Genomic DNA, 20,385 nt, shown 5'->3' on the forward strand with positions numbered 1-20,385 from the left:
GCCAGGATCACTGCGACGATCGGCCTGCTCCTGCTCCTGCACGGCCTGGCGCTCACCCTCTTCGACGTGGCCACGCGGACGCCGGACCCGGTTCTGCCGGACGCAGCGGTGAGCATCGCCGGTGTGACGATCCCCGCCAACCGACTGATCCTCGCGGGTATGGCCATCGTGCTGGGCCTCGTGCTCGCGCTCGTGTCGACGCGCACGCGGCTCGGCCTCGCGGTCCGTGCGGTGGCCGACTCGGAGAAGGGCGCCCAGCTCACCGGCCTCTCCCCGAGCGTGCTGGGCGCTCTCACCTGGGGCCTTGGCTTCGCGCTCGCCGCCATCGTCGGCATCGTGCTCAGCCCCATCGCCGGCCTGGATGCCGACGCGTTGACCCTGCTCATCGTCCCAGTCTTCGGCGCCGCGCTCCTCGCTCGCTTCAACTCGTTCGGCCTCGCGGTCCTCGGCGGCCTCGGCATCGGCATGATCCAGGCGGTCCTCGAGCTGTTCCAGGGCAACACGGCATGGTGGAGCGAGCTCTGGTCAGGCGTCGGGCGTACCAAGGCCTTCCCGGCCCTCATCGTCATCCTCCTCATCGTGCTGTCCGGCAAGCTGCTGCCCAGCCGAGGCGGCGAGGTCGTCGGGCGGCTGCCCGTGGCGCCGATGCCGAGGTACCGCCGCATCGGCCCGGTCATCGCCCTGGTCGTCGGTGCGATCTTCATCTTCACCGCATCGACGCCGTGGCTCTCCGCGGGCGTGGTGTCGATGGGCGGCGCCATGATCGGGCTCTCCATCGTCGTCATCGTGGGCTTCCTCGGGCAGATCTCGCTCGCCCAGTTCGCGTCGGCAGGCATCGGTGGCCTCATCACCGCACGCTTGGCCGAGGGCCTGCCGCTCCCGCTCGTCGTGGTGGCTGCCGGTCTGGGCGCCGCGCTCGTGGGCGTGCTGCTCGGTATGCCGTCCGTCCGGGTCCGCGGACAGAGCCTGGCCCTGGTGACCCTGAGCGCGACCTACATCTGCCAGACGGTCATCTTCGAGGACGCCCGCATCGTCGGCAGCGAGTTCGGCTTCCCGGTCGTGAAGGCCCCCGAACTCTTCGGGTCCCAGCTGACCCCCCAGGCCTTCGCCATGGTCGTCCTCGTAGCCGTCGTCGCCATGGGCTGGTTCGTCGCGACGCTGCGAGCCTCGAGCTTCGGTCGTCGGGCCATCGCCGTGCGCGAGAACGAGGGTGCCGCCATCGCGGCCGGCACGAACGTGCGCACCTACAAGCTCGCCGGGTTCGCGCTCTCGTCGGCAATGGCGGGGATCGCCGGCTCGCTGATGTCCTACCAGGCCCTCGTCTTCGCGCCCTCCTCCTTCAGCGCCTTCGGATCCCTGAACGCCCTCGTCATGGGCTACATCGGTGGCATCGCCATGGTCGGAGGAGCCATCTTCGCCGGGATCGGCGCCAGCGGAGGCCTGTTCGCCCAGTTCCTCGCGGTCAACGGATGGACCTCCGCCCACGAGCTGATCGGTGGACTCGGTCTGCTCATCGCAATCCAGCTGCACCCCAACGGGATGGTCAGCCTGGGGCACGACCTGCGACAGCGGAGGCGGCGCAAGAACGCGGCGCCCGAGGTGGTCGTGGAAACCCCTGCTCAAGAAAACAAGATCCTTCAACCCCTCAGCTCACGTTGAGAAAGGCCGCCCCAATGAAGAAGTTGTCACGCCGCACGATGATCGGTATCGCCTCCCTGACAGTGCTCGCCACTGCTGCCTGCGGTGGCGCCAGCGCCGGATCCGGGGGAGGGGACGAGCCGATCGTGCTCGGCTCGCTCCTGACGGTCACCAACCCCGTCTGGCAGAACGCCGACGTCCAAGCCACGAACAAGGCGTGGGAGACGTACATCAACGAGGAGCTCAAGGGCATCAACGGCCGCAAGGTCCAGATCATCACGTGCGACGACAAGGGCGACGGTGCCACGGCGACTCAGTGCGCCAACAACCTGCTTGCCAAGGGTGCCGTGGCCTTCGTCAACAATGCGTCGCTCGCGTTCGGCAACGTCGTCCTGCCGCAGACGAGCGCGAAGAAGATCGCGAGCATCGGTGGCAACCCGATCACGCCGCAGGAGTACAACAGCCCATTCGTCTTCTCGACGACCCCCGGTGCATCCGGTTCCTACCCCGCCCTCGCCGTCTACTTCCGCTCCACCGGGGCCAAGAAGCTCGGCATCGTCCACACCGACACCGCAGGTGGCAAGGGTGTCGCCAAGCAGCTGACCGAGCTGTGGACCGCCCTCGGCGGCGAGGCGGCGGAGTCCTTCCTCTGGGACCCCACCGCTCCGGACTTCACTCCCCTCGTGTCCCGCGTCGCGGCATGGAAGCCCGACGTCGTCATCGAGCAGGCTTCTGCCGGCACCGCGGCTCGCCTCTTCAAGGACATGGACGCGGCCGGCATGAAGATGCCGATCGGTGGCACGAGCGCGGCTGCGGTCAAGTCCGTTTTCGACACCGCCGGACCCGCCGTCGAGGGCAAGTACTTCTCCTTCGCCTGCAAGCCGGTGAGCGCCGGTGGTGACGATGTCGCGCTCTACCAGAAGGTCATGAACACGTACGCCCCTGGCCAAGAGCTGACGAACCAGACCTGCATGGCGGCGTCGTCGCTCCAGTACATGATCCACGTCCTCAAGGGCATTTCCGGCGACGTGACCGCTGAGTCGGTTCTCGCGCAGCTGAACAAGAAGGAGCCCTGGGAGGGCTTCCTCACCCACGACATGAAGTCCGACTACATCGCGTCGGTGGCTCCCTCGCTCATGAACCCGTGGCAGACGGTCTCCCGTTACGAGGGTGGCAAGTTCGTCCCCGTCACGGTGCAGAACCCGGACGCGATCAAGAACTACTTCTCCGAGCTCAACGGCGTTCCCTGGTTCCGGGGCACCGTCGCAGGCAAGTGACCGCCAGGTGGTGCCGACCATGAACATTCTCGAGCTCAAGGACGTCGGAGTCCGCTACGGGGTCGTCCGCGCTCTTGACGGTGTCTCGTTCGGGGTCCAAGCCGGGTCCATCACCGGGTTGATCGGCCCGAATGGCGCCGGCAAGACGACTCTCATCGACTCGCTGACCGGTATGACCTCCTACACCGGATCGATCCGGTTCGAGGGCAAGCCGATCGACTCGTGGTCGGCCCACCAGCGAAGCAGGGCAGGCATAGTCCGCACCTTCCAGTCAGTGGAGCTCTTCCGCGACCTGACCGTGGCCGAGAACCTGCTCGTCTACGCCGACGCGCGCGGGCTGCGCGACTTCCTCGGACGCTTCAGGACATCCTCGACTTTGGACAAGCGGATCGACGAGGTGCTGGAGCTCTTCGGGGTCGGCTGGACCAAGGACCGTTTTCCGGACGACCTGCCGCACGGTACCCAGCGCATCATCTCCATCGCTCGGGCGCTGATTGCTCGTCCGAAGGTCCTGCTGCTCGACGAGCCAGCAGCCGGCCTGGAGGTGGGCGAGACCCGCGAGCTGGCGAGCCAGCTTCGTCGGGTCGTCCGTGAGACGGACACGACGATCTTCCTCATCGACCACGACATGGACCTCGTGCTCGGCCATTGCGACCAGATCCACGTGATCAGCTTCGGACAGTGGGTCGCCAGCGGCACCCCCGACCAGATCCGGGACCAGCCAGAGGTCCACGCCGCCTACCTCGGCATCCCTGCCGAGGCCGAAGCCGAGGCCGAAGAGAATGTGAGGGACTCGGCATGACTGAGTCGGGTCTGGTCATCTCGGATCTGCGCGCCGGCTACGGCAAGGTGGCGGTGCTGCGCGATGTGGACATCGCGGTGCGCCCCGGCGAGATCGTCGCGCTCCTGGGACCGAACGGGGGAGGCAAGTCGACCACGCTGCTCGCTTCGAGCGGCCTGGCCGACGTGACCCAGGGCGACATCCGCCTGGACGGCACTACCCTCGTCGGCCAGTCGCCCACACGAATCGTCCGGGCTGGTCTCGTCCATGTCCCGGAAGACCGCTCGCTCTTCGGCAGCATGACTGTCGAGGAGAACCTTCGAGTCGCGTCATCCGCGGACCCGTCACCGATGTGGGAGCTCTTCCCCGAGCTCGCGCGGATGAGCAATCGACGTGCCGCACTGCTCTCCGGTGGAGAGCAGCAGATGCTCTGCCTCGCCCGTGCCCTTCGCTGCGACCCGAAGGTCCTCCTCGTGGACGAGATGTCGCTCGGTCTGGCACCACTGATCGTCGAGCGGCTGTTCGTGGCGCTGGAGCAGCTCGTGTCGACGACGAACGTCGGAGTGCTCGTCGTCGAGCAGCACGTCCACGTGGCGCTCAAGTACGTGAGTCGTGGCTACGTCATGTCGGGCGGTCGTGTTACGGCCGAGGGCTCCGCACGCGAGCTCGAGGCCAGGTGGGAAGACATCGAGGCCTCGTACCTCGGGGTGACCAGCGCCGTGTGAGCACGACTGCTCCTGCCCACGCCGTCCAGCGCTCCGCCACATACGCAACGACAAGCTAAGGACCGAGTATGTACTTCCACGAAGCATTCGCACGCGCACTTCAGGCGCAAGGAGTCACGGATGTCTTTGGCGTCCTCGGCGACGCAAACCTCTATCTCATCGACAGCTGGGTCCGTAACTGCGAAGGCCGCTTCTACTCGGTCTCCAACGAGGCGGGTGGTGTGCTGGCGGCCAACGGGTTCGGCCGGACGACCGGTGGGCTCGGCGTGGCCACCGTGACGCACGGGCCGGCCCTGACGAACACCGTCACGGCTCTCGTGGAGTCGGTCCGCGACCACACGCCACTGCTGCTCATCGCCGGCGACACCGACGTCGTCGACAGGGAGAACTTCCAGAACATCGCGCAGCGCGACGTGGTGATGCCGACCGGTGCCGGATTCGAGCAGCTGCGCAGTCCGCAGACGGTGGCGGAGGACGTTGCCGTCGCCGTCCGGCGTGCACAGGTCGAACGTCGACCGATCGTGCTCAACGTGCCCGCCCAGTTCCAGTGGCAGCAGGTCGACGACCCCGGGGTGTCCGAGGTCCGGTGGGTGCCGCCGCAGGCGGTGCAGCCCTCTCTTGACGCCCTCGATGCGGCGCTCGGCGTCATTGCGTCGGCGCGTCGCCCGATCGTTCTCGCCGGTCAGGGAGCGTCATCAGACACAGCGAGGGCAGCCCTGGTGCGGTTGGCCAGCCGGATCGGCGCCCCCTTGGCGACCACGCTCCGCGCTCGTGACCTGTTCCGGAGTGAGCCGCACGACCTCGGGGTCGTGGGTACGCTCTCGCATGACGTCGCGGCAGACGTGGTCGACTCGGCGGACTGCATCATTGCGTTCGGCGCGGGACTGAACAAGTGGACGACAGCGGAGGGCTCGGTCCTCGCGGGGAAGGGTGTCGTCCACGTCGACAGTGACCCGGCATCCCTCGCCCGGTTCCAGACCACCCACGCGGACGTCATCGGCGATGTGGCCGCAACCGCCGACGCGATCGTCCGTCTCCTCGACGAGGCCGAGATCCCCTCGACGGGCTTCGCGTCCGACGACCTGGCGGCACGACTGGCACAGCGCCGGCCCGACGCGTTCACCGACCTGAGCACCGAGGGTGCGGTAGACCTACGCACCGCGATGATCCGCCTCGACGAGGCGTTCCCGCGTGACAGGGCCCTCGTGTTCGATGGTGGACGCTGGATCTTCAACGCCTTCAAGCTGTTCCACGTCGAGCACCCGCGGAACTACGTGCACACGGTGAACTTCGGTGCAATCGGCATGGGTATGGGCAACGCAATCGGAGCCGCGGTCGGCTCGGGGCTGCCCACCCTGCTCTGCACCGGGGACGGTGGGTTCATGCTCGGTGGCCTGGCCGAGTTCAACACGGCCGTCCGACACGGGCTCGACCTCGTCGTGGTCGTCTTCAACGACATGGCCTATGGCGCCGAGCACATCCAGTTCCGGAACAAGAACATGGATCCGGCGTTGTCCACCTTCGAGTGGCCCGAGTTCGCCGAGGTCGCCACGGCGCTCGGGGGAACGGGACATACGGTTCGTAACCTGTCCGACCTGGACGTGGCGCTGAAGGTCATCGAGGCGAGGGACAGGCCGGTACTCATCGACATCAAGATCGATCCCGACAAGGTCAGCCTCGCCGGCCACTGAGCGACCGCAGCTCCTGATCGAACAGGTCGGATGACAGACGCGGCCGCGGCGGCCGGGACGTGCCGCCGCGGCTGCCGGCCGCCGTGCTCAGACCGCGACGGGGCAGGCGTGCCAGGACACCTGCCGCCACGACTGGCCCGAACGCGTCCAGGTCGTCGTGTACCGCAGTGTTGACGTGAGGTTGGCGGACCCGACCGTGGTGACGACCCGGGCGCTGCCGGTCGCCACTGCGGTCGTTCCGTGCACCCGGACCTCGACGTCGGCGACGTCGGCGCTGAGGTACCGGAACGTACCGGCCCGCAGATGCCCGAGGTAGCTGGCCTTTGTGTCCAGGGATCCGTTGCTGTGCGTGTAGGCGAGCTCGTCGTCGAAGAGGTCCTCGAGCGCGTCGATGTCACCTTCGACCAGGCAGTCCCATCGACGGGCCTCCAATGCCCTGACGACATCGTCGAAGCCATTGGCCTCCTGCGCTTCCATGTGTGCGACCATGCCGATAATTTATCATGAGGATTTGAATCTCGGCCGGCGTGAGCCTCGACCGTTCCGTCGTACAAGGCCGTATGCCGCTGAGCTCGCTCGCGCGCCAACGCTCACTCCGCCACGTGCGGGGCAGCGCGACGTCCGCCTTGTGAGCGCGCCACCTCTGACCGCATCGAGGTGCAGGACAATCGCGGCAGACGGCGAATTCATCGGAAGAAATTGTTGACGGACTAATTCTCATGAGGAATGCTTGTCGCAACCACAAGGGCGTGGCTCGCGAACTCCTGGGGGATGGGTCTGCTCGGCCGAGCACGAAGCGCGCCACACGGAACGAGAGGATCCGCATGCCTACCCTGTCGCCCACGCTCGATACCGGCCCAGCCGGCTCAGGGGTCGCTGAGCCGAAGCCTGCACTTCGAGACCGGCTGGCCGCCGTCGACCAAGGCCTGCTCATCGCCGGTGTGACGATCGCCATGGTCCTGGTGGGCGCGATCTTCGTCGACGGCATGTTCACGCTGGACAACTTCCTGACCATGGCCCGGCTCTCGGCTCCGCTGGCGATTCTCGCGGTCGCCTCGGCCATCGTGATCATGGCCAAGAACGTCGATCTCTCGGTCGTTGCCGTCGTCGGCATCGCCGGCATGGCGAGCGTCCAGCTGTGGAACAAGCACGGGTTCGCCGAATGGCAGGCGATCCTGGCCGTCGCAGCCGTCGCCCTCGTGATCGGCCTCCTGAACGGCTGGCTCGTCGCCTACGTCGAGATCCCGGCCCTCTTCGTCACCCTCGGGACCTGGAAGCTGTTCGAGGGGCTGTTCAACGTCAGCCTCCTGGACACCCAGAACTACCCGCTCCCGCGTGACTCGCAGATCGTGGCAGCCATCGGCTCTGGCCCCATTCCGGCAGTCCTGGCGCTCTCCGTGCTCGTAGGCGCGTGGGCGTTCATGAAGTACACGTCGTACGGCCAGCTGATCCGCGCCACCGGCGACAGCCCTGCCGCTGCCCGGCTCACGGGCGTGCCGGTCCGGCCGCTCGTCGTCGGCACCTTCGTCATCGCCGCGCTGCTCGCCTGCCTGGTGGGTCTGCTCCAGCTCGGCATCAACGGCGGCTACAGCAAGGCCTACGGCTCGGGCGAGGACCTGATGTTCAACGCCATCACGGCCGCGGTCATCGGCGGTGTCTCCCTGACCGGCGGTCGGGGAACCATCTTCGGCGTCTTCGCCGGGACCGCCTTCATCGCGATCTTCGTCAACCTCATGACGCTGCTCGATGTCAGCGTCGTCACCAGCGTCGTCATCCGCGGCGCGATCCTGCTTCTGGCTCTGGCCCTCGACGCCTGGCTCCACCCGAGGGACGAGGAGACGGCGAAGTCCGATGACCTCTGACAGCCACCACACACCGCCCGCTCTGCCCGGAAAGAGAAGACCTATGCGCAACACCACGACCAAGTCCAAGATCCTGGCGGCGTCCCTGATGACTGCAGCTCTGGCCCTGAGCGGCTGCACCGTCAGCACCAGCTCGGCCACTGTCGGCGCCTCCGCCGTGTCCGAGCAGGCGGGCCTCCCGGTTGCCGTCGACGGCGCGAAGGCCAGGTCCATGGTCCACGACAGCCTCAAGGGCAAGAAGATCGCCTACATCCCGATGTCGCTCCAGTTCGACCTGACTGCGATGTGGGGCCAACAGTTCAAGAGCCTGTTCGGGTCCCTCGGCGCGGAGTACTCCGAGTCCGACCCCGCCAACAATGTCGACACCCAGATCCGGATGATCGACTCCCGCATCGACGACGGCGTGGACCTGCTCATCATCCAGAACCCTGACGTTGGCGTGCTCTCCCAGCAGGTCCAGCGTGCGCAACAGCAGGGCATCTACGTCATCAGTGTCAACGTGCAGGGAACCCAGTCCTCCGACGCGTACGTCGGGTCCGACCACACCGCCATGGCGCAGGACCTGGCCGAGCGGATGGCCAACGACTGCAAGGCTGCCGGCAAGGACAAGGTCGCCATCGTCAGCGGCTTCGCCACCGACTCCAACAGCATCGAGGCCGACAAGGGCTGGGAGCCCGTGTTCAAGAAGCACGGCCTCAAGGTCGTCTCGAAGCAGCAGAGCAACTACGACGCCACCAAGGCCAACGAGATCGCCACCGTGGTACTGCAGCAGAACCCCGACCTCTGCGGTTTTGCCGTCATCTTCGACGTCACCGCGCTGGGCGTAGCCCAGGCCGTCGAGACAGCCGGCCTGAAGGGCAAGGTAGGGATCTACAACTTCGACGCCTCGCGCACCTGGTGTGACGCGCTGGCGGACGGCCGCGTGACGGCTGGCGCTGCCTACAACGCCTCCGGCATCGCGGTGGCGGCCGGCTACGCCGCGCAGGAGCTCTTCCTCGTCGGCGCTCCCGCCGGGTCCCGTCGGGTCATGGGCTATGTGCCGCACGTGCTGGCAGACAAGAGCAACTACAAGACCGTTCCGGGAGCCTGCTATGGAGTCAGCTGACCTCTGCCGCATCGGGTTTCGCACCGAGGAGGTGCAGGACAGATGAGCTCACGCACCGTCGACGCCTTCACCCGGACCACGGGACGACCGTCGATCGCACGCTTCGCCCCGCGCAGGACGCTGGGTGACCTGCTCTCCAAGTCGTGGATGGAGGGGGCGGTCCCGATCTTCCTGGCCCTCCTGCTGGGATGTGCCGTCATCCTCACGACGCCGCAGATCATCTCCGGCGGCGACCGCGGAATCATCCTCGCCCAGTTCGCCGAGGCGGGCCTGCTCGCCATCGCACTCACTCTGGTGCTCGTCGGCGGCGGTTTCGACCTGTCCGTCGGCTCGACCATGGGCCTCGCCGCCATCGGCAGCCTGATCCTCTTCCGCGTCTACGAGCTGCCGGTCGAGGTCGTGGTCGGGTTGACGCTCGTCGGCGGGGCAGTCGTCGGGGCGATCAACGGCTTCCTCATCGCCGTCGTGAAGACCCGCCCCTTCATCACGACGCTCGTGACCGCCCTCACGATTCGGGCACTCATCGAGCTCATCCAGGGCGAGTACAGCCAGCAGCTGCTCTTCCCGCGCGAGGACATCAACTGGATGTTCATCGGCCACGGCGCCGTCCTCGGGATCCCGACGGCCCTCTTCTGGCTCCTCCTCATCGTGGTCATCACGCACGTGATGCTGACGCGATCGCGGTGGGGCTGGTGGCTGACCGCCGTCGGCAGCGACCGGCGATCGGCACGGCGCAACGGGATTCCCGTCCAGACCGTCTCCTTCCTCAGCTACGTCATCAGCGGCGTCCTGTGCGCGCTCGCCGGGCTGTTCATGTCCGCCAGGCAGGGCAGCACGTCCGCCAACGTGGCCTCCGGCTACGAGATCATCGCCCTCACCGCGGTGGTGCTGGGTGGGGTCAGCCTGCGCGGCGGACGTGGCTCCGTCGTCCGGGCCACGACCGGTGCCCTCATCGTTGCCGTCCTCGGACAAGCCATCTTCCGGCGCGACTGGGACACCTCGATGGAGATGGTCGCGCTTGCGCTGGTGCTGCTCGTCTTCGCCGCGCTCGACCAGAAGTGGGGCAAGCACCGCAACAACCTCGCGCAGAAGCTCACGATCTCTCCCTTCCGCTACAACGCCGGACCATTGGAGGACGTCACCGACCCCCGAAGCGTCTGGGCCGTCAACGATGCCCTCTCCGAGGCAACTCCGATCGGACTGGGCAGGATCCGTGGTGCGGAGGACTGCGTTGTCGACGACGAGGGAAGCGTCTACTGCGGTGACCGCCGCGGGTGGGTCTGGAAGTTCTCTGGAGAGAACCACGAGCACGGAGAGATCTACGCGCGCACCGGCGGGACCCCCCTGGGCCACGTCTGGGACGCAGACGGCAACCTGGTCGTCGCGGTCAGCGGCATGGGCGTGTGCCGGATCGACGACAAGCGGGAGGTCGAGTGGCTCGCGACTCGTGCGCCCCGGACGAAGTGGCAGCTGTTCGATGACAGCGCACTGCGCTTCGCCGACGACCTCGACATTGCGCCGGACGGCTCGATCTACTTCAGCGACGCATCCACCCGCGTCGACACCAGCAGCTACCAGTCGGTGGTCGCGGAGTACCGCCCCAACGGTCGCGTGCTCCGTCTCGACCCCGATGGAACGGTCGAGACCGTCGTGACCAACGTGGCGGCCGCCAACGGCATCGCCACGTCGCACGACGGTCAGTCGATCCTCATCGCCAGCACCACGATGTTCCGCGTGGACCGGCTCTGGATCAGCGGCCCGAAGCAGGGCCAGTTCGAGCCCGTCCTCGAGAACCTCCCGGGCGCCCCGGACAACGTCAACAGGGCGTCTGACGGCAACTACTGGCTCAGCTTCGTGGGCATGCGAACGCCCTTCTCGGACTTGATCCTTCGTTACCCGGACTTCCGGCTGAGGATGACCAAGCTGCTGCCGGTGGACGACTGGATCGTCCCGCAGTGGAACGTCTCCTGCGTCGCCAAGTTCAACGAGGCCGGGCAGATCCTCAAGGTCCTGTGGGACCGGACAGGCGAGCGCCACCCGATGGTGACGTCGATGAGCGAGCACCGCGGTCACCTCTATCTGGGTGGCCTCGAGAACAACCGGATCGGCCGGATCAAGCTCGACCCGGAGGATGTCGGCCCGATCGACCCCTATCGCATTCCCGGCACAGGCGCGGCGCCCGTGCCGCCGACTCCCGAGGAGGTGCGGGCATGAGCCGCTGGCGCAGGGACCTACTGGAGTTGATCAGTCCCGGCCGGGTGCGCCGCAAGGCGATACCTCCGCTGGAGGCGGGGCTCCGCCCCAACACCCGGCTTGACGAGGCGACGGTCCTTGCCGCGCTCCATCCGATGGGCCTGGACGATGTCGCGATGCTGGAGGGCCAAGTCGTCGTCAGCACCGGAGGATTCCTCTCGTGGCTGGTCGAGGACGGCCTGCAGACCTTCGTCGAGCTCCCCGGCACCGCCGGCGCCCTGGCCAGCCGCGGCGACACGGCCGGCCGAGCCGGCTCCATCGTGGTCGCCGTCGAGGGACACGGCCTCGTGGAAGTCACGAAGGACGGCAGTGTGTCCGTCGTCTCGCAGGACCCGCGGCTGACCTCGTGCGTCACCGCCATCACCGCACTGGACGACGGCTCCCTCCTCGTCTGCGTGGGATCGACGACCACCGACGACTGGGCCCGCAACCTCATGGCCGAGAACCTCGCCACCGGACTGCTGCTGCGTGTCGTCGACGGCCGTGTCGAGGAGCTCGACCGCAACCTCGCCTGGCCCTCTGGCGTCTGCGCCGACGGAGACAGTGGCTTCCTGCTCGCGACGAGTGTCGGGCACCGGATCGAACGGCGATCCCTCGCTGACCCCGGACGACGTGGGAAGCCCCTTCTCGACAACCTGCCCGGATACCCCGGCCGCATCACGCCGGCCAGCCAACCGGGGGAGTGGTGGGTCGCCATGCCCTACCTCCGCAACCGCGCCACCGAGCTCATCCTCGAGCACGACGACGTGCGGTCGGAGATGGTCTCCCGGACCGAGCCCGAGTCCTGGCTCGTGCCCTGCCTCGCGATCGAGAACCTCTATCGAACCCCCCTCCAGGTCGGTGCCATCCGCGTCCTCGGTGAGATCAAGCCCTGGGCGCCCACCCGGACCTATGGCCTTGCCTTCCGCGTGAACGCCGAGGGGCGTGTCCTCGAGAGCGCGCACTCTCGCGCCGACGGTCGCATGCACGGCGTGACGGCCGTCCTCGAGCGGGAACCGGGCTCGGTCGTCGTCGCCTGCCGCGGCGCAGGAAATGTCCTCATGCTGGGAGCTGATCACTGATGACCACCACGAACCTGACGTCGGTGCTCCACCTCGAGGGCGTCACCAAGCGGTACGGCGGCGCCCTCGCAATCTCCGACGTCACCTTCGACGTCCGGCCGGGCGAGGTCCACGCCCTGCTGGGGGAGAACGGCGCCGGCAAGTCGACGATGGCCAAGATCATCGCGGGTGTCATCACGCCGGACGAGGGAAGCGTCGCCATGAACGGCGAGCCCAAGAAGTTCAGCGCCCCCGCGGAGGCCAGTGACGCCGGCGTCGCCATGGTGTACCAGGAGGGATCCCTGGTCGACACGATGACCGTCGCCCAGAACCTGTTCCTCGGCAACGCGGGACTGCTCAACAACATGGCCCGGCTCAACGTCCAGGCCCGGCACCTGCTCGAGTCGCACAACTTCCACATCGACCCGACCGCCACCGTCGCCAATCTCGGTGCCGCGCAGAAGCAGATGGTCGAGATCGCCCGGGCCGTTCACAGGGAGGCGCGGCTGGTGATCTTCGACGAGCCGACCGCCTCGGTCACCCCGGAGGAGGCGCAGCAGCTGTTCCTCTCGATGAACAGCCTCAAGCAGCGAGGCGTCGGGGTCGTCTTCATCACCCACAACCTCGAGGAGGCGCTGCAGCACGCCGACCGGATCACGGTCATGCGTGACGGAATCGTCCAGGCGACCGAGCCGGTGGCGGACATGTCCCGGGACAAGATCGTCCGCCTCATGGTGGGGCGCGATGTCGAGTACGCCCGGCACTCCGGCAGCACCTCCCCGGGAGTGGAGCCGGTGCTCGAGTTCGACAACGTCACCATGGGCAAGGTCGTCCAGAACATGTCGTTCTCAGCCTTCCCGGGACAGGTCGTCGTGCTCGCCGGCCTCGTCGGTGCCGGTCGCTCCGAGGCGGCGATGATCGCGGCCGGCGCGATGAAGCGCCGACGGATCGGCGGCGGGGAGATCCGTCTCGAGGGCCGGCCCGTGCGGTTCCGGACGCCGCGCCAGGCCATCGAGCAGGGCATCGCCTACATCACGGAGGACCGGAAGGCTCTCGGCATCTTCGCCGACCTCACCATCTTCGAGAACATCGACATCGGGCACATGGGCACGGCCCACCCGCTTCCCCCGATCACGAGCGCCAGGAAGCGCAAGCGGCTTGGGTCGTCGCTGGTCGAGCGGTTCCACGTGCGGACCCTCAACCCGGCGAAGGCAAAGCTCGTCGAGCTCTCAGGCGGCAACCAGCAGAAGGTGCTCCTCGCCAAGGGCCTGACGAAGAAGCCGAAGGTGGTCATCTTCGACGAGCCGACGCGCGGCGTCGATGTCGGCGCCATCGAGGACATCCATGCCGTCATCCGCGAGTACGCCGAGCAGGGAGTCGCGGTCATCGTGATCTCGTCCTACCTGCCCGAGGTTCTCTCGCTCGCCGACCGCGTGCTCGTCACCCGCGGAGGTCGCGTGGTGGCAGAGTTCTCCGGCGACGAGGCCACCGAGGAGAAGATCATGTTCGCCGCCGTCCACTGAGACCAGGCCGTATGCCGCTGAGCTCGCTCGCGCGCCAATGCTCCCTCCGCCACGTGCGGGGGACGCGTTGGAGCCAGGGCGAGCTCAGCGGCATACGGCTGAGTTTCTTTGGTGCGCATACAAACAAAGGATCCCGACGCCTTCCTGGCGTCGGGATCCTTTGTGCTACGCAGGATTACGACGTGGCGGTCTCGCGGTGGGCCGCGTCGCGGCCGGCCAGGTAGCCGAAGACCAGGCCGAGGACGATCGTGCCGCCCGCACCCCCGTAGAAGCCGTGGGTGGTGGCTCCGCCGGCGTTGCCGGCGGCGTACAGGCCGGGGATGACCTGGCCCTCGGTGTTGAGCACGCGACCCCGGGCGTCCGTGCGCGGCCCGCCGATCGTTCCGATCGCGCTGGCCTCGATCTTGACCGCGTAGTAGGGCGGGGTGTCGACGGGACCGAGCGTGCCGCTGGCCGGGTTTTCCAGGCTGGGGCGCATGACCTTCGTGAGCGCGGGCACGATGACCTTGCGCATGCGGTCCGGGTTGTGCGCCTTGGCGACGCCGCCCATGACGCGCCCGGCGATGGGCCCGATCGCCTTGGCGATCAGCCGGCGGGCGCTATCGGCCTTGGCGGGCGCCCAGCTGTTCGGGGAGTAGCGGCCGAGGAAGGTGTTGTGGTCGCCGAAGAACCGCTCGAAGGTCGTCGTGCCGCGGTTGAACCGCGAGTCCCGACCTGCGGCCGCCTCCGGGTTGAACTCGCCGACGGTGCGCTCCAGCCCCTCAGGGTCGATGCCACACCGGACGGCCAGGTCGCGGAGGGTGGGAGCGCTGACGACGATCGACGGGTACTGCCCGCCGGGCGCCGCGCCGAGGAACCCGTAGTGCTGGTGGTAGAACTCGTCGAAGATCATCCAGGCGGTCGCGTTGGGCATCTCCCCGGTCACCGGATCCGGCTCCCGCATCACGGCACCGAGGTCGTTGTAGGACAGCGCTTCGTTGGCGAACCGCTCGCCCCGGGCGTTGACCATGATCGTGTGGGGGAGGGCCCGCTCGCCCTGGACGAGGCGGCTGATCGGTCGACCCTCCATCTCCTCGCCGGGGACCTGGATCCCGGGCATCCACCAGGCCTGGTCGATCGCGACGAGGTCCGCACCGACCTCCTCGACCATCCGTACCGCGTCACCGTGATGCCCCTTGGGGCTGACCTGGACGGAGAAGGGCGCGCCGAGGTGCTTCGAGGTCAGGTCGTCCGCGCCCTCGAAGCCACCGGTGGCGAGCACGACGCCCTTGGTGACGTGCACGACCTGCTCCTGCTGGTCCGTGCCACCACTGATGACGACGCCGGTGATCCCGTGGTCGTCGGTCAGCAGCTGGGTGGCTCGCGCCCGGGTCCGCACCTGGACGCCCTTGCGGAGACAGCCCTCGAGGAGAGCGCCGATCAGGGCGTGGCCGGCGAGCCAGGACCCCTTGATGCCGTTGAGCATCCAGAGCGGCAGCGGGTTCCGCGCCATCCCCGACTTCTTCGGCGGACGGACGAGCTCCGCGTTCTCACCGAGGACCTGGGGAGGGAACGGGCCGGGGAACAGGGCCCGGAAGTTCGAGGCGCCGGGGATGTCGGAGGTGTAGTCGGGCCAGCAGACCGGGATCCAGCTGAGGTAGGTCTCCTGCTCGACGTACCGGGCGACCTGGGGCGCCGTGTCGAGGAACGTGTCGACGATCTCGGGGTCCAGCACCGCGTCGCGGCCCTGGCCGAGGAGGTAGGTGCGGGCATCGTCCAGGGAGTCGGAGGCCTTGAGGGCGTCATAGGAGTACCCGTGGTTCGGCACCCAGGCGGCGCCCCCCGAGATGGCGGTCGTGCCGCCGACGAGCTCCTCGGCCTCGAGGACGAGGACACTCGCGTTCTCGTCGGCGGCGGCGAGGGCGGCAATGAGGCCAGACCCGCCCGATCCGATGACGACGACGTCCACCTCGGTGGGCAGTCCGACGTTGCTGGCTGCGCCCACGACGCCGCTCGCGTTCCCGTTCTTCATGTGTCAGTCCTTACTCGGTCGTCCGTGCGTCGAGTATTCATCATGAGAAAAGGGCGGTCAAGGCTCCCGAGGTGCGGGGGTCGGAAGCCGGCCACGCGCCAACTCGGTTGGCTCCGAGGGCCCAGCCCAGCGGCATACGGCATATTCCTCATGATCAATTGTTGACAGGCTGAACCACGCCTTGCGACACTCGATCGGGCGAGAGGCCGCTTCGCGCCGCCGACCTGATGCCAGCCGCACTCGTGGAAGAGAGACCCGTGACCGTCACCGAGGACATCGCAGCCGAGCTCCATCCCCGAGCAGGGGCAGCCAAGACCGTTGTCGACGGTGTGGACGTCTCGGCGCCGGCCGCTTCCTTCATCACGCAGGGTGCCGTTCCTCACATCATCGCGGGGGAGCAGCGGGCGTCGACGAGCGGCGACGAGCGGGCGGTGCTCAACCCGTCCACCGGCAACCAGCTGGGCGCGGTGGCCAACGGTTCCGCTGACGACGTCGACGCGGCGGTCACGAGCGCACGGGAGGCCTTCGAGGACGGCCGGTGGAGCAGGCTCGCGCCGCGGGAGAAGGAGGCGCGCCTGCATCGCCTCGCCACGCTGGTCGAGGACCACGTTCAGACCATCGGCGACCTCGACGCGCTCGATGCCGGGATCCTGCGCAAGTACGCCGACTACATCGCGCAGTACTCGGCGAACGCGCTGCGCTACTACGCGGGGTGGCCCACGAAGCTCGTCGGCCAGCTGCCCCCCGTCGGACCGGACTTCGTCGTCCAGGAGCGCACGGAGCCGATCGGCGTGATGGGCGTGATCAAGCCGTGGAACGGCCCGGCCGCGATCTTCGCCCAGGTCGCTCCGGCCCTCGCTGCCGGCAACTCGGTCGTGCTCAAGCCCGCGGAACACACGCCGCTGAGCGCCACCTACCTGGCCCTGCTCGCCCTCGAGGCGGGGATCCCGCCGGGCGTCTTCAACGTCGTCCACGGTGACGGCGTCGTCGGCAGCGCGCTCGTCGCCCATCCCGGCGTCAACCGGCTCTCCTTCACGGGTTCCGTGGAGACCGGTCGGGCGCTCGCGGCAGCGGCGGCGCAGAGCCTCAAGAAGGTCAACCTCGAGCTCGGTGGGAAGTCACCGGTGCTCGTCTTCCCGGACGCCGACTTGGCGGAGGCTGCCGCCGCCGCGACACGATCCGTCTGGAACAACTCGGGTCAGGTCTGCACGGCGGGAACCCGCACCCTCGTGCACCGGGACATCTATGAGGACTTCGTCGAGGCGGCCGTCGCACTGTCCAAGGACCTCGTCGTGGGCAACGCGTTCGACGACGCCAGCGACCTCGGGCCGCTCATCAGCTCGGCTCAGCTGGCCAAGGTGCGCAGCTACGTCGGCCTCGGCAAGCGTGAGGGCGCCAGCCTTCGCTTCGAGGGCGTCGCGGGCGAGTCGGGTGGGAACTACCAGGCCCCGGTGATCTTCGCGGATGTGCGCAACGACATGACGATTGCGCGCGAGGAGATCTTCGGGCCGGTCATGTCGATCATCCCGTTCGAGGACGAGTCCCAGGCCTACGCCCTGGCGAACGAGAGCGAGTTCGGGCTCGCGGCGGGGGTCTTCACCAAGGACATCGCCCGCGCGAACCGGGCTGCCGATGCGCTCGACGTCGGGACCGTCTGGGTCAACTGCTACCAGGTCACGGATGCGGCCGTCTCCTACGGCGGTGCCAAGGCGTCTGGTTACGGGCGCAGCCTCGGCGGGCCCGCGCTCGAGGAGTACACGAGGCGCAAGTCCGTGTGGTCCAGGAACTACTGAGTCCAAGAACTACTGACGATTGATGGCTGTCGCAAGGAGAGATGCAGTGCTGCGTTATGAAGGTCGGGTTGTCCTCGTCATCGGCGCCGGATCCGGGATGGGCCGGTCGGCGGCTCTGCGGATGGGCGCCGAGGGGGCCTTTGTCTGGGTCGCCGACGTCGACGAGGAGAGTGCCACGGCAGTGGCCGCCGAGATCAGGGATGCCGGCGGCTCGTCCGTCGGCGTCGGAGTGGATGCCACGGACACGGCGGCGCTGCGCGAGCTGTTCTCCCGGATCGAACGAGAGCACGGCGTCCTGCATGCCGTCCACTACCAGGTGGGGATTCCTGCCGCCGCTGGCCTCGACGTCGATGATGCCGCGTGGCAGCTCGCGATGGACGTCAACATGAAGTCGGCGTTCTACTCCGCGACGCTCGGGTTCGACCTGCTCGAGAAGGCTGCTGGGAAGGGCAGCGTGACGCTGACGAGCACGGCTGCCGCCATCATCGGCTCGCCCCGCTCGCCCCTGTACTCGATGACCAAGGGCGCCCTGCTCCCGCTGGCTCGCTCGCTCGCCGTGATCGGCGGACGGAGGGGGATCCGCGTCAACGTGGTCGCCCCCGGGATGGTCGAGACCCCGATGCTGGCCTCCTTCTTCCCGGGGGGTGAGGGGAAGGCCACGAGCGAGCTGATGGCCGGGTTCCGCGACACCGTGCCGCTCGGTCGAGGCGCCCAGCCGGAGGAGATCGGGAGCGTCATCGCCTTCCTCAACAGCGACGACGCCAGCTACGTCACGGGCGCGACGATCCCCGTCGACGGGGGAGCCACGATCATCTGACCTGCCTGAACCCTTGACGAATTCCTCATGAGAAATTAGATTGAAGGTCAGGGTTCCGATCGACAGGCAAGGACGCAATGAACGGGAACACGGAGGTCACTCAGCAGCTGGAGCGACTTCAGCTGCTCGTGGACGAGCTGGAGATTCGCCGAGTCATCACCGACTACGCGTCTCTCATCGATGCGCGCGAGTACGACCAGCTCCACTCCCTGTTCGCCCCGGACATCGTCGTCGACTACCACAACGGCCGCACGCAGGTCGTCGGGGCCGACAACGTCGTGGACTACATCGTGGAGAACACCAGGCACCTGGCGTGGCAGCACCACAACGTGTCGCCCTACGGGATCGACCTCTCGGGTGACCGTGCCACGGCGCAGGTCTACCTGCTGTCCCACCAGATGCTCACGGACTCGCCCGGCGAGGTGCTCATGATGGCGGCGACCTACGACCTCGAGCTCACGAGGGGCGAGCAGGGCTGGCAGATCCTCCACATGACCCACGAGATCAAGGTCGCCAACTACCTGCCCATCACCACTACTCCCGCAGGCGGCGCGCACGTTCCGCCCGCGGTTCGACACTGACAGCACTCAACGAGGAGTCGAGATGTACAGCAAGACCACCGCGCCCGAGACGGACGAAGCCCGCGAGGCGGCGGAGCGGCTCGAGCGCGCCAAGAACGCCGGGTGTCCGGTCGTGCACTTCGACTACACGACTCCGAAGCCGGCGCTGAGCTACTTCGAGGCGTTCGACGAGCTCCGCCACGAGGGTCCGACGGCGTACTCGACCTACGGACCCGGCTTCTGGATGCTCCTCAGCTCGGATCTCGTCCGTGAGGCCTACCAGACGCCAGAGGTGTTCAGCAGCAGCGCGACGATCCCGACGGTGCCGCACCCGGACTGGACCTGGATCCCGACCATGATCGACCCGCCGCTGCACAGCGAGTACCGGCGCATGATCAACATCGCGTTCTCTCCCCGGTTCGTGCGCGACCTCGAGCCGATCATCCGTCAGGACTGCATCGAGACCATCGAGTCGTTCCTCGCCGACGGCCGGTGCGACTTCCTCGACCAGTTCGCGAAGGTCTTCCCGACGAAGGTGTTCCTGCGCATCGTGGGACTGCCCCAGGAGCACACCAACATGTTCATGGGCTGGGTCGAGACGATCTTCGAGGGCCTGGGGCACTTCGGTGAGGAGGCGGAGGACCAGCTCAACGCCCAGCGGGAGATCCGTCGGTACTTCGAGGGAGTCCTGAAGGACCGGCGCGAGAACCCGCCGGCCAACGCGGAGGACGACTTCTTCTCCATCATCGCGAGCACCCAGATCGCCGGACGGCCCATCACCGACGAGGAGTTCCTCAACATCGCGGAGGTCATGCTGCTGGCCGGCCTCGACACCGTGAAGAGCCAGCTCAGCTACATCTTCTACTGGCTGGCCATCACGCCGAGGGACCGCGAGTGGATCGTGCGCGAGCCCGAGATCATCGCGAACGCGGTGGAGGAGTTCCTCCGGGCCCACAACATCGTGATGACGGCTCGTCAGGTGGCCAAGGACACCGACTTCCACGGCTGCCCGATGAAGAAGGGCGACATGGTCATGGTGGCCAACCCGTCGGCCTCGCGCGACGAGGCGGAGTACGAGAACCCGACGGAGATCCAGCTCGACCGCAAGGTCAACCGGCACTACTCGTTCGCGGGCGGTCCGCACCGTTGTGCCGGTGCGCACCTGGCTCGCACCGAGCTGGCCATCGCCCTGGAGGAGTGGCACAAGCGGATCCCGGAGTACCACATCACCAATACCGAGGGCCTCGTCGAGAGCGGCCCCCAGGTCGGGATCGAGAAGCTCCAGCTCGGCTGGGCGAACTGACCGACG

The 20,385-nt window shown here is 67.6% G+C and carries 16 protein-coding genes; 14 read left to right on the forward strand and 2 right to left on the reverse strand.

Going from position 1 to position 20,385, the window contains the following annotated elements; translation table 11 throughout:
- From ABF401_RS01305 to ABF401_RS01325, 5 genes are all read left to right on the forward strand, one after another.
- The coding region (locus ABF401_RS01305) for an ABC transporter permease subunit (protein WP_353507725.1) at window positions 1–1,659 on the forward strand (1,659 nt) is incomplete at its 5' end.
- Window positions 1,660–1,673: 14 nt separating this feature from the next.
- Entirely contained in the window at window positions 1,674–2,915 is a 1,242-nt protein-coding gene (locus tag ABF401_RS01310) for an ABC transporter substrate-binding protein (protein ID WP_353507726.1), read from the forward strand.
- A gap of 19 nt (window positions 2,916–2,934) precedes the next feature.
- Window positions 2,935–3,717: an ABC transporter ATP-binding protein gene (locus ABF401_RS01315; protein WP_353507727.1), complete on the forward strand. Its 783-nt coding sequence runs from the start codon at window positions 2,935–2,937 to the stop codon at window positions 3,715–3,717.
- A complete protein-coding gene (locus ABF401_RS01320) occupies window positions 3,714–4,421 on the forward strand; it encodes an ABC transporter ATP-binding protein (protein WP_353507728.1) in 708 nt (235 codons plus the stop codon). The genes ABF401_RS01315 and ABF401_RS01320 overlap by 4 nt, the downstream gene beginning before the upstream one ends.
- 68 nt (window positions 4,422–4,489) lie before the next feature.
- Window positions 4,490–6,112: a thiamine pyrophosphate-binding protein gene (locus ABF401_RS01325; protein WP_353507729.1), complete on the forward strand. Its 1,623-nt coding sequence runs from the start codon at window positions 4,490–4,492 to the stop codon at window positions 6,110–6,112.
- Window positions 6,113–6,199: 87 nt separating this feature from the next.
- Here the strand turns inward: ABF401_RS01325 and ABF401_RS01330 are convergent, their stop codons facing one another.
- Window positions 6,200–6,601, reverse strand: coding sequence for a nuclear transport factor 2 family protein (locus ABF401_RS01330; protein ID WP_353507730.1), 402 nt, complete (start codon window positions 6,599–6,601; stop codon window positions 6,200–6,202).
- Between the two features lie 335 nt (window positions 6,602–6,936).
- Here ABF401_RS01330 and ABF401_RS01335 point away from each other — a divergent pair, with 335 nt between their 5' ends.
- The 5 genes from ABF401_RS01335 to ABF401_RS01355 are packed head-to-tail and all read left to right on the forward strand — an operon-like array spanning window position 6,937 to window position 13,895.
- Entirely contained in the window at window positions 6,937–7,974 is a 1,038-nt protein-coding gene (locus ABF401_RS01335) for an ABC transporter permease (RefSeq protein ID WP_353507731.1), read from the forward strand.
- 43 nt (window positions 7,975–8,017) lie between these two features.
- Complete coding sequence (locus tag ABF401_RS01340; RefSeq protein ID WP_353507732.1) at window positions 8,018–9,079, forward strand: sugar ABC transporter substrate-binding protein; 1,062 nt, start codon at window positions 8,018–8,020, stop codon at window positions 9,077–9,079.
- Window positions 9,080–9,121: 42 nt separating this feature from the next.
- Complete coding sequence (locus tag ABF401_RS01345) at window positions 9,122–11,293, forward strand: ABC transporter permease (protein WP_353507733.1); 2,172 nt, start codon at window positions 9,122–9,124, stop codon at window positions 11,291–11,293.
- Complete coding sequence (locus tag ABF401_RS01350) at window positions 11,290–12,393, forward strand: SMP-30/gluconolactonase/LRE family protein (protein ID WP_353507734.1); 1,104 nt, start codon at window positions 11,290–11,292, stop codon at window positions 12,391–12,393. Before ABF401_RS01345 ends, ABF401_RS01350 begins: the two co-directional genes overlap by 4 nt.
- The gene (locus tag ABF401_RS01355; RefSeq protein WP_353507735.1) at window positions 12,393–13,895 is read left to right on the forward strand and encodes a sugar ABC transporter ATP-binding protein; all 1,503 of its coding nucleotides are present in this window, start codon (window positions 12,393–12,395) and stop codon (window positions 13,893–13,895) included. The genes ABF401_RS01350 and ABF401_RS01355 overlap by 1 nt, the downstream gene beginning before the upstream one ends.
- A 175-nt stretch (window positions 13,896–14,070) precedes the next feature.
- On the opposite strand, the gene ABF401_RS01360 is transcribed toward ABF401_RS01355, so the two are convergent.
- Window positions 14,071–15,906 (reverse strand): FAD-dependent oxidoreductase, encoded by a 1,836-nt coding sequence (locus ABF401_RS01360; protein WP_353507736.1) that lies wholly within the window; start codon window positions 15,904–15,906, stop codon window positions 14,071–14,073.
- A gap of 257 nt (window positions 15,907–16,163) precedes the next feature.
- Between ABF401_RS01360 and ABF401_RS01365 the strand changes: the two genes are divergently transcribed.
- The 4 genes from ABF401_RS01365 (at window position 16,164) to ABF401_RS01380 (ending at window position 20,379) form a co-directional block, all read left to right on the forward strand.
- Complete coding sequence (locus ABF401_RS01365; RefSeq protein ID WP_353507737.1) at window positions 16,164–17,699, forward strand: aldehyde dehydrogenase family protein; 1,536 nt, start codon at window positions 16,164–16,166, stop codon at window positions 17,697–17,699.
- A 46-nt stretch (window positions 17,700–17,745) separates the two neighbouring features.
- Entirely contained in the window at window positions 17,746–18,516 is a 771-nt protein-coding gene (locus ABF401_RS01370; RefSeq protein ID WP_353507738.1) for an SDR family NAD(P)-dependent oxidoreductase, read from the forward strand.
- A 77-nt stretch (window positions 18,517–18,593) separates the two neighbouring features.
- Window positions 18,594–19,097, forward strand: coding sequence for a nuclear transport factor 2 family protein (locus ABF401_RS01375; protein ID WP_353507739.1), 504 nt, complete (start codon window positions 18,594–18,596; stop codon window positions 19,095–19,097).
- Between the two features lie 22 nt (window positions 19,098–19,119).
- Complete coding sequence (locus ABF401_RS01380) at window positions 19,120–20,379, forward strand: cytochrome P450 (RefSeq protein ID WP_353507740.1); 1,260 nt, start codon at window positions 19,120–19,122, stop codon at window positions 20,377–20,379.
- Window positions 20,380–20,385 lie beyond the last annotated feature (6 nt).

Origin of the sequence: Intrasporangium sp., assembly GCF_040414665.1 — a bacterium.
Lineage (GTDB): Bacteria > Actinomycetota > Actinomycetes > Actinomycetales > Dermatophilaceae > Intrasporangium.